Raw genomic sequence first — 8,847 nt, forward strand, 5'->3', positions numbered from 1 at the left:
AAGATGTAGGCAGAAACCTCATTAATCAAGCCTTTGCCTGCCAGAGCGCGGCCTGTTGTCCACTTTTCGCCGAGATCTGCTCATTAAAACGGCGATCCGGATGCCAGAGACGACAATGCCGGCCCAGGGGCCGGCATTGTGGGTGACATCAGGCAAGATGCATCAGCGGCTGGCGTCTTCCTGCAGCCACTGGGCAGCCCGCTTGGCGAAGTAGGTGAGGATGCCGTCGGCACCGGCCCGCTTGAAGCAGAGCAGGGATTCCATGATGCTCTCCTTCTCCTTCAGCCAGCCGTTCTGGATCGCAGCCATGTGCATGGCGTACTCGCCGCTCACCTGATAGGCGAAGGTCGGCACGCCGAACTGATCCTTCACTTGGCGGATCACGTCCAGATAGGGCATGCCCGGCTTGACCATCACGCTGTCGGCCCCTTCCTGGATATCCAGCGCCACTTCGTGCAGGGCTTCGTTGCTGTTGGCCGGATCCATCTGGTAGGTGGCCTTGTTGCTCTTGCCGAGGTTGCCGGCAGAGCCCACCGCGTCGCGGAACGGACCGTAGTAGCAGGAGGCGTACTTGGCGGAGTAGGCCATGATCTGGGTGTTGATGAAGCCGTTCTCTTCCAGCGCAGCGCGGATGGCGCCGATGCGGCCATCCATCATGTCGGACGGCGCGACGATATCGACCCCGGCAGCGGCGTGGGAGAGCGCCTGTTTCACCAGGATCTCGGTGGTGATGTCGTTCAGCACATAGCCTTCGTCATCAATGATGCCGTCCTGCCCGTGGGTGGTGAAGGGATCGAGCGCCACGTCGGTGATGACCCCCAGCTCCGGGAAGCTCGCCTTGAGGGCGCGCGTCGCCCGCTGGGCCAGCCCGTCCGGGTTGTAGGCCTCTTCCGCCAGCAGACTCTTCTGCTCCAGCGGGGTGACCGGGAACAGAGCGATGGCCGGTACGCCCAGCGCAACCAGCTCGGCAGCCTCTTTCAGCAGCAGATCGATGGAAAGCCTGTCCACCCCCGGCATGGAGGTGACGGCCTCACGACGGTTCTCCCCCTCCAGCACGAACACGGGATAGATGAGATCGTTGGCGGTCAGTACGTTCTCGCGCACCAGACGACGGCTGAAATCATGTTTGCGCACCCGGCGCAGGCGGCGACCCGGAAAGGCGCCTGGAAGAGTTGTAGCCATGAATCACTCCTGAAGAGGAAGTTGGAAGAACGCGGCGGAGGTGGCCCGGGTGTGGGCCAGCAAGGCCTCGGGCGCTTCACCACGGCAGGCCGCCACCACCTGAGCGATGTGCGGCAAAAAAGCGGGTTCGTTGCGTTTTGGTCTGGGCTTCAGATCCCGCGGCACCAGATAGGGGGCATCGGTCTCGATCATCAGCCGGCCGGCCGGAATGCGGGCCACCTGCTCGCGCAGCAACTGGCCGCGACGCTCGTCGCACAGCCAGCCGGTCACCCCGATATGCAGCCCCAGCGCCAGACACTGGTCCAGCTCCTCGTCGGAGCCGGTGAAGCAGTGCAGCACGGCCCCCGGCAGCTTGGGCAACCAGGGGCGCAGGATCTCGATGAAACGGGCGTGAGCATCGCGGCAGTGGAGAAACACCGGCATCCCGAGCTCGGCGGCCAGCGCCAGCTGGGCGTCGAATACCGCATCCTGCACCGGACGGGGCGAGAAGTCGCGATTGTAGTCGAGCCCGCACTCGCCGATAGCCACCACTTGTGGCAGCGCCGCCAGCTCGCGCAGGGCGGGCAGGGTCGCCTCATCGACACTCTTGGCGTCGTGGGGGTGGACCCCGGCGGTGGAGAAACAGTAACCCGGCCAGCGGGCGGCAAGGGTGGCGCTCTCGTGGCTGCCGACCAGATCGGTGCCGGTCAGGATCAGCGCCTCCACCCCGGCGGCGCGGGCGCGGGCCACCAGATCGGCCTGTTCATCGGCAAACTGGCTGCTGGTCAGGTTTACACCTATGTCGATCATGGGGTCAGCGGGTCCGAACAAAAGGAAGACATATCAGGTATTTGAAAACCATCTACTCAATGGGGCCTTACCATACGCCTCGAACGGGGGCATGAAAAGAGGAAGGGAGCCTTAGCTCCCCTCTTCAGTCTGCTCCTGCTTCTCTTCGCTCTCTTCTTTCACGTAGAAACGGGCGAAGAACAGACCTATCTCCCACAAACCCCACATGGGGATCGCGAGCAGAGTCTGGGAAAAGACATCGGGCGGCGTCAACAGCATGCCGACCACGAACACCCCGACGATGACGTAGGGACGCTTTTCCCGCAGGCTCTTGGGACTGGTCACCCCGGTCCAGCACAGCAGTATGGTGGCAACCGGAATTTCGAACGCCACCCCGAACGCGAAGAACAGGGTCAGTACGAAGTCCAGATAGCTGGCGATGTCGGTCGCCACCGTCACCCCGGCGGGCGCGGTGCTGGTGAAGAAACCGAACACCAGCGGGAACACCACGTAGTAGGCGAACGCCATGCCGGCATAGAACAGCACGGCACTGGAGGCGACCAGCGGCATGATCAGGCGCCGTTCATGCTGGTACAGACCGGGGGCGATGAAGGCCCAGGCCTGATAGAGCAGATAAGGGATCGCCACGAAGAAGGAGACCACCAGGGTCAGCTTGATCGGCGTCAGGAAGGGGGTCGCCACATCCGTCGCTATCATGCTGGTCCCTTCCGGCAACTGACTCAGCAGCGGCTGGGCCACGAAGTCGTAGATGTTGTTGGAGAAGTAGATCAGCGCGATGAACACCAGCAGGATGGCCGAGATGGAGCGCAGCAGGCGCGTTCTCAGCTCGACCAGATGGCTGATCAGGGGTTGCTCGGCCTGACTCATGGCTTCACCTCCCCTTGTTCGGCGCTCGGCTGGGCACTTGCGGCGGGGATCACGGTGGGCTCCTCATCAGGTGTCGCCACACTGACGGGGGCTGCCGGCTCCTCCTTCACCTCGGCGGCGGCCGGTGCTGGCTGGATGGTATTTTGTTGTTCGTATGGACGGGTCACCGATTGTGCGGCCGTTTTCAGCTGCTCGATAGACTCCTGCAGCTCGGGGCTCAGGTTGTTCATCTGCAACTGTTCGGCCTTCTTCAGGTCGTTGTGCAGATCCTGCAACTTGAGCTCCTGCTCCAGCTCGGCCTTGACCGAGTTGGCGGTGCTGCGGATCAGTCTGATCCAGTGGCTGGCGGTACGGATCGCCACGGGCAGCCGCTCGGGGCCGAGCACCACCAGGGCGACGACACCAATGACAACCAGCTCCCAGAAACCGATATCGAACATGGCTTAGGCCTGATCTTTATCTTTCTGCTTGGCAGCATCGCTAGGCTGACCCGCTGCTTCGTTCAGCTGTTTCGGCGGAAACTCGGCATCCTTCTGCTCGGACTTGGTCTCCGGCTCGTCGGACAGCGCCTTCTTGAAGCCCTTGACCGCGGCACCCAGATCACCGCCGATGCCGCGCAGTTTCTTGGTACCGAACAGCAGCACGACGATGACTGCGATGATCAACAATTGCCAAATACTGATACCACCCATGACTTTCTCTCCAGAACAGGCGCCTGCTGGCGCAGTTTATTTAATGAGAACGGGTTCGCAACCAACCCAGCAGCCAGCATAACCCGGCGCCGGCGAGGCTGATTTGTCCCCACTCAATGTGTTGTTTTTGGGTCAGCAAGAATACACCGGCCAATAGCAGGCTGGCTCCAACCCCTAAGAGGTAGCGAGCCTGACCCTGGCGGCGACTGTGCCGGCGAAAATCGGCAAACATCTGGTCGAAGTGGCGCTGCTGATGACGGGTCTGGCGCAGGGTCTCGTAGACCAGCTCCGGCAGTTCCGGCAGCTTTTCCGCCCAGAATGGCGCCTTCTCCTTGATGGCATTCCACACCGCCTTGGGCCCCACCTGCTGATACATCCAGTTTTCCAGATAGGGCTTGGCGGTCTGCCACAAATCGAGCTGCGGGTAGAGCTGGCGACCCAACCCCTCCACATAGAGCAGGGTCTTCTGCAACAGCACCAGCTGCGGCTGCACCTGCATGTTGAAGCGGCGCGCGGTGTTGAACAGGTTGAGCAGCACGTGGCCGAACGAGATCTCGGACAGCGGCTTCTCGAAGATGGGCTCCAGCACGGTGCGGATGGCGAACTCGAACTCATCCACCTTGGTATCGGGCGGCACCCAGCCGGACTCCACGTGCAGCTCGGCCACCCGGCGGTAGTCACGGTTGAAGAAGGCGAGGAAGTTCTCGGCCAGGTAGCGTTTGTCTTCCCGGTTGAGGGTGCCGACGATGCCGCAGTCGATGCCGATCCAGAGCGGATTCTCCGGATGTTCGTAGGAGACGAAGATGTTGCCCGGGTGCATGTCGGCGTGGAAGAAGCTGTCGCGGAACACCTGGGTGAAGAACACCTCCACCCCGCGCTCGGCCAGCAGCTTCATGTTGGTGCCGTTGGCCTCCAGCGCAGCAATGTCGGAGACCGGAATGCCGTAGATCCGCTCCATCACCAGCACCTGTTCGCGGCAGTGCTCGGTGAACACCTCGGGCACGTAGAGCGCCTCGGAGCCGGTGAAGTTGCGGCGCAGCTGGATGGCGTTGGCCGCTTCGCGCATCAGGTTGAGCTCGTCGAGGATGGTCTTGCGATACTCTTCCACCACCTCGATGGGGCGCAGGCGTCCGCTCTGGGGCACGAAACGGGCCACCAGACGGGCCAGCGCCTGCATCAGCCGCAGGTCGGCCTCGATGACCGGCTCGATGTCGGGACGGATCACCTTGATGACGATCTCGCGGCCATTCTCCTTCAGCCGGGCGGTATGCACCTGGGCGATGGAGGCCGACGCCAGCGGCGTCTCGTCGAAGTCGTCAAACAGGGTCTCGATGGTGCAGCCTAGGCTCGCCTCGATCTGGCGGCGGGCCGCCTGACCACAGAAGGGGGGCACCCTGTCCTGCAGCAGTGCCAGCTCCTCGGCGATGTCCGGCGGCAGCAGATCGCGCCGGGTCGAGAGCATCTGACCGAACTTGATGAAGATGGGGCCGAGCGCCTCGAAGGCGAGCCGGATGCGGGCACCGCGGTTCAGCCCCTGACGTTTGTTCTTGAGCCAGAACAGGCTGCGACGGGCCAGCCGGCCGGGCCAGGGCTGGTAACGGGCGGGCACCAGCTCGTCGATGCCTTGCTCCAGCAGGATGCTGATGATGCGATAGAGGCGCTTGAACTCCTTCGGGGTCATCAGGCTACCTGCTGCTCGAAGCGGGTCAGCCGCAGCTCGACCGCTTTCATCTGCTGGGCCAGCAACTCAACATCGTCGTTGAAGCTGGCCACTTCCAGCGGACCCGGCGCAAGCCGGATCTCTTCGGTCAGGTATTCGGCCAGCTGACGCTGGCTGCGGCACAATTCACGTCCCAGCAGCCGGCGTGCCTGACTGGCGCCGCGCAGCAGGGTGTGGGCCAGCACATCGCCGGTATAACGGGACAGCTCCTCTTCCCAGTCGATATTCAGCTCGCCCAGCAACACGCTGAACGCCTGCACCAGCTGAGGGTCGCCGCTCAGGTCCAGCTTCTCCTCGCGGATGTAGCGGGTCAGGGCGGAGGGGTCCTTGAGCAGGCCGAGCGCGGTCAGGGAGAGGCTCAGCACCGCATCGGCCTCCCCTTCGAATTTGGCCAGCACATCCAGCCGGCGCTCGGAGAAGACAAACCAGAGCGGCTTGAGCTCGCGCAGCTCCAGTTTGAGTACCTTGCCCGTCAATTTGCGCAGCCGCTCCGGACTCTGCTTGTCGAGTCGCAGCAGCTGGTTGAGGCTGGTTTCGATCACCGCGGTGACCATGGCATCCATCGGCATAGGCGACCTTAAAACTTGTAACCGCGGTGCAGGGCGACCACGCCCTGGGTCAGGTTGTAAAACTCGACCTGCTCGAAACCGACATTCTCCATCATGCCTGCCAGGGTCTGCTGATCCGGGTGCATGCGGATCGACTCCGCCAGATATTTGTAGCTTTCGCTGTCGTTCGCGACGATTTCGCCCATTTTAGGCAGCAGTTTGAAGGAGTAGAGATCGTACAGCTTGGCGATCACTTCGCTGACCGGCTTGGAGAACTCCAGCACCAGCAAGCGGCCACCCGGCTTGAGCACCCGGAACATGGAGGCAAGTGCCTTGTCCTTGTCGGTGACGTTGCGCAGGCCGAAGCCAATGGTGATGACGTCGAAATGGTTGTCAGGGAACGGGAGCGCCTCGGCATTGGCCTGTACGTAGGAGACGTTGTTGGCCACCCCCAGATTGCGCAGCTTGTCGCGGCCCACCTTGAGCATGGAGTCGTTGATATCCGCCAGCACCACTTGGCCGGTCTCGCCGACGATGCGGGAGAACTTGGCGGTCAGATCGCCGGTACCACCGGCCAGATCCAGCACCTTCTGACCCTTGCGCACGCCGGAGCAGTCGATGGTGAAGCGCTTCCACAGGCGGTGGATGCCGAACGACATCAGATCGTTCATCAGATCATACTTGGCTGCCACCGAATGGAAGACGCCGGCGACCAGGGTTTCCTTCTCGGTCGAGGCCACGGTTTTAAAGCCAAAATGCGTTGTCGTAGTCTGTTCTGACATCCCTTAAACACCCATAGAGCAAAGAATGGCCGCCAGTTTACCAGAGCCAATGGCGTGCGGACACCTTAAACCCGGCTGGCGACCAACTGCATCCCCAGCACTACCATGGCCAGACAGAGAAACAGGTTAAGGCCGATATTGAGGGCGGCTTTCAGATAGGCCCCCTGCTGGGCCAGTACCACTGTATCCAGCGCGAAGGAGGAGAAGGTAGTCAGGGCACCGAGGATACCCACCATCAGCAGCGGTTTCAGCGGGTGCTCCACCACATGACCATGGCTGATCAGCGCAAAGGCAATGCCCATGATGAAGGAGCCGACCACGTTGACCACCAGGGTGCCATACGGGAAATGACGTCCCAACAGCAGCGCCATCAGTTCGGCGATACCAAAGCGCAGGCAGGCGCCGATGGCCCCGCCGGCGGCAACATATAACCAGGTTTGCATGGGAGCACGCCTCCATAGTATCGGGCCGACATTATGCAAAATGTCAGGCCCGGGGGACAGCAGGGCAATTAATCGACATCACCCGCATCAGCGGCGAAAGTCGACCGGCTCGACCTGAGCGAGATGAATCGAGGTGCGGGATGGCGTGGTTTGCGCAATCACCCGGCCACCGCGAACGGAGTAACGCACCGGCACCTGGCGGCGCACCGCATCAAAGCCGTTCTCGGCGGGCAGGATCAGCAGGTTGGCCGGTTTGCCCACCTCGATGCCGTAGCGATCCTGCACGTTCAGGGTGCGTGCACTGTGGCAGCCGATCAGCTTGAGGCTGTCGTTGATCTGCTCGTAACCCATGATCTGGCAGACATGCAGCCCCATGTGCAGTACCTGCAGCATGTTGGCGGTGCCCATGGGATACCAAGGATCGAACACGTCGTCATGGCCGAAACAGACATTGATGTTCGCTTCCAGCATCTCCTTCACCCGGGTGATGCCGCGACGCTTGGGATAGCTGTCGAAGCGCCCCTGCAGGTGGATGTTCACCAGCGGATTGGCGACAAAGTTGATGTCCGCCATCTTCAGCAGCCGGAACAGGCGGGACGCATAGGCGCCGTTATAGGAGTGCATGGCGGTGGTGTGGCTGGCGGTCACCCGCTGACCCATGCCACGCTCGTAGGCCAGGGTCGCCAGCGTCTCGATGAAGCGGGACTGCTCGTCATCGATCTCGTCGCAGTGCACATCCACCAGAACCTGATACTTCTCGGCAAGATCGAACACATAGTGCAGACTTTCGACCCCATATTCCCGAGTGAACTCGAAATGGGGGATGGCGCCTATCACGTCGGCGCCCAGCTTGAGAGCCTCTTCAAGCAGCGCCTTGCCGTTGGGGTAGGAGAGGATCCCCTCCTGCGGGAAGGCCACTATCTGCAGCTCCATCCACTCCTTCATCTCCTCCCGCACTTCCAACATGGCCTTCAGGGCGACCAGATTGGGGTCGGAGACATCCACGTGGGTGCGGACGAACTGGATGCCGTTGGCAATCTGCCACTTCAGCGTCTGGATGGCCCGCTGCTTCACATCCTCGTGGGTCAGCAGAGCCTTGCGCTCGGCCCAGCGTTCTATCCCCTCGAACAGGGTACCGGAGAGGTTCCAGCTCGGCTCACCGGCTGTCTGGGTGGTATCAAGATGGATGTGAGGCTCGACAAAGGGGGCGATGGCGAGCCCCTCCTCACCATCAAGCTCATGGGCTGCGAGCAGATGGGTGCTCATGGGTTCGATGGCTCGGATCAGGCCATCCTGGCAGAGGATCTGCCACATCCCCTCCCTTCCGACCAGACGCAGGTTCTTTATCAGCATGTTTTTGCTTCCTTTTTTCAAACACCAACGGCTTTTTCAATCCACAACTTAGCTTGGATCAATTTGATAGAAAAGCGTTCATATTGAATACATATGAGACTGTTACTATTGACAAACAGCAACAATAAAAGGGAGTTGATTGGGATGAAAGCAGGATTGACCGAGATCGGCAGCGCAGGCTTGTTTCACGAGTATCTGCAGACACTGGGTATCAACAAGCCACCCTTGACGTCGATCGACAAGCAGTGGGAATACACCCGCAATGAACGACTGGTGGCAGCCATTCAGATAGAAGCCTCAGGACAGGCTCGGTTCTATCTCGATGCCAGGCAGATTTCGGTAAACTGAGAAAAGCGGATACAAAAAAGCCTCCCGATTGGGAGGCTTTAATATTTAATGGTGCTGATACCCAGAGTCGAACTGGGGACCTCATCCTTACCAAGGATGCGCTCTACCAACTGAGCCATATCA

11 protein-coding genes are annotated in these 8,847 nt (G+C 61.1%); 1 reads left to right on the plus strand and 10 read right to left on the minus strand.

Annotated elements, in window-relative coordinates:
- Nucleotides 1-162: 162 nt before the first annotated feature.
- From hemB to PG899_RS19290, 10 genes are all read right to left on the minus strand, one after another.
- Nucleotides 163-1,182 (minus strand): porphobilinogen synthase, encoded by a 1,020-nt coding sequence (gene hemB, locus PG899_RS19245; protein ID WP_039215398.1) that lies wholly within the window; start codon nt 1,180-1,182, stop codon nt 163-165.
- Between the two features lie 3 nt (nt 1,183-1,185).
- Nucleotides 1,186-1,971: a TatD family hydrolase gene (locus tag PG899_RS19250; protein ID WP_077096707.1), complete on the minus strand. Its 786-nt coding sequence runs from the start codon at nt 1,969-1,971 to the stop codon at nt 1,186-1,188.
- Nucleotides 1,972-2,082: 111 nt separating this feature from the next.
- Complete coding sequence (tatC, locus tag PG899_RS19255) at nt 2,083-2,838, minus strand: twin-arginine translocase subunit TatC (RefSeq protein ID WP_011704121.1); 756 nt, start codon at nt 2,836-2,838, stop codon at nt 2,083-2,085.
- Entirely contained in the window at nt 2,835-3,278 is a 444-nt protein-coding gene (gene tatB / locus PG899_RS19260) for a Sec-independent protein translocase protein TatB (RefSeq protein WP_016348949.1), read from the minus strand. The genes tatC and tatB overlap by 4 nt, the downstream gene beginning before the upstream one ends.
- A gap of 3 nt (nt 3,279-3,281) precedes the next feature.
- Nucleotides 3,282-3,530, minus strand: coding sequence for a Sec-independent protein translocase subunit TatA (tatA, locus tag PG899_RS19265; protein ID WP_011704119.1), 249 nt, complete (start codon nt 3,528-3,530; stop codon nt 3,282-3,284).
- A 40-nt stretch (nt 3,531-3,570) separates the two neighbouring features.
- Nucleotides 3,571-5,211: a ubiquinone biosynthesis regulatory protein kinase UbiB gene (ubiB, locus tag PG899_RS19270; protein WP_011704118.1), complete on the minus strand. Its 1,641-nt coding sequence runs from the start codon at nt 5,209-5,211 to the stop codon at nt 3,571-3,573.
- Nucleotides 5,211-5,819, minus strand: a complete 609-nt coding sequence (locus tag PG899_RS19275) for a ubiquinone biosynthesis accessory factor UbiJ (protein WP_077096709.1) — start codon at nt 5,817-5,819, stop codon at nt 5,211-5,213. The genes ubiB and PG899_RS19275 overlap by 1 nt, the downstream gene beginning before the upstream one ends.
- Before the next feature lie 8 nt (nt 5,820-5,827).
- Complete coding sequence (gene ubiE, locus PG899_RS19280; protein ID WP_011704116.1) at nt 5,828-6,580, minus strand: bifunctional demethylmenaquinone methyltransferase/2-methoxy-6-polyprenyl-1,4-benzoquinol methylase UbiE; 753 nt, start codon at nt 6,578-6,580, stop codon at nt 5,828-5,830.
- A 65-nt stretch (nt 6,581-6,645) separates the two neighbouring features.
- A complete protein-coding gene (gene crcB, locus PG899_RS19285; RefSeq protein ID WP_049045673.1) occupies nt 6,646-7,023 on the minus strand; it encodes a fluoride efflux transporter CrcB in 378 nt (125 codons plus the stop codon).
- Between the two features lie 87 nt (nt 7,024-7,110).
- Nucleotides 7,111-8,376 carry a cytosine deaminase gene (locus PG899_RS19290; protein WP_077096712.1) on the minus strand — a complete coding sequence of 422 codons (1,266 nt, stop codon included), beginning with the start codon at nt 8,374-8,376 and terminating at the stop codon, nt 7,111-7,113.
- A 93-nt stretch (nt 8,377-8,469) separates the two neighbouring features.
- Between PG899_RS19290 and PG899_RS19295 the strand changes: the two genes are divergently transcribed.
- On the plus strand, nt 8,470-8,724 hold the full coding sequence (locus PG899_RS19295; protein ID WP_073348562.1) for a hypothetical protein: 255 nt from the start codon (nt 8,470-8,472) through the stop codon (nt 8,722-8,724).
- Nucleotides 8,725-8,847 lie beyond the last annotated feature (123 nt).

The sequence above is a fragment of the Aeromonas sp. QDB39 genome (assembly GCF_027707585.1).
Taxonomy (GTDB): domain Bacteria; phylum Pseudomonadota; class Gammaproteobacteria; order Enterobacterales; family Aeromonadaceae; genus Aeromonas; species Aeromonas hydrophila.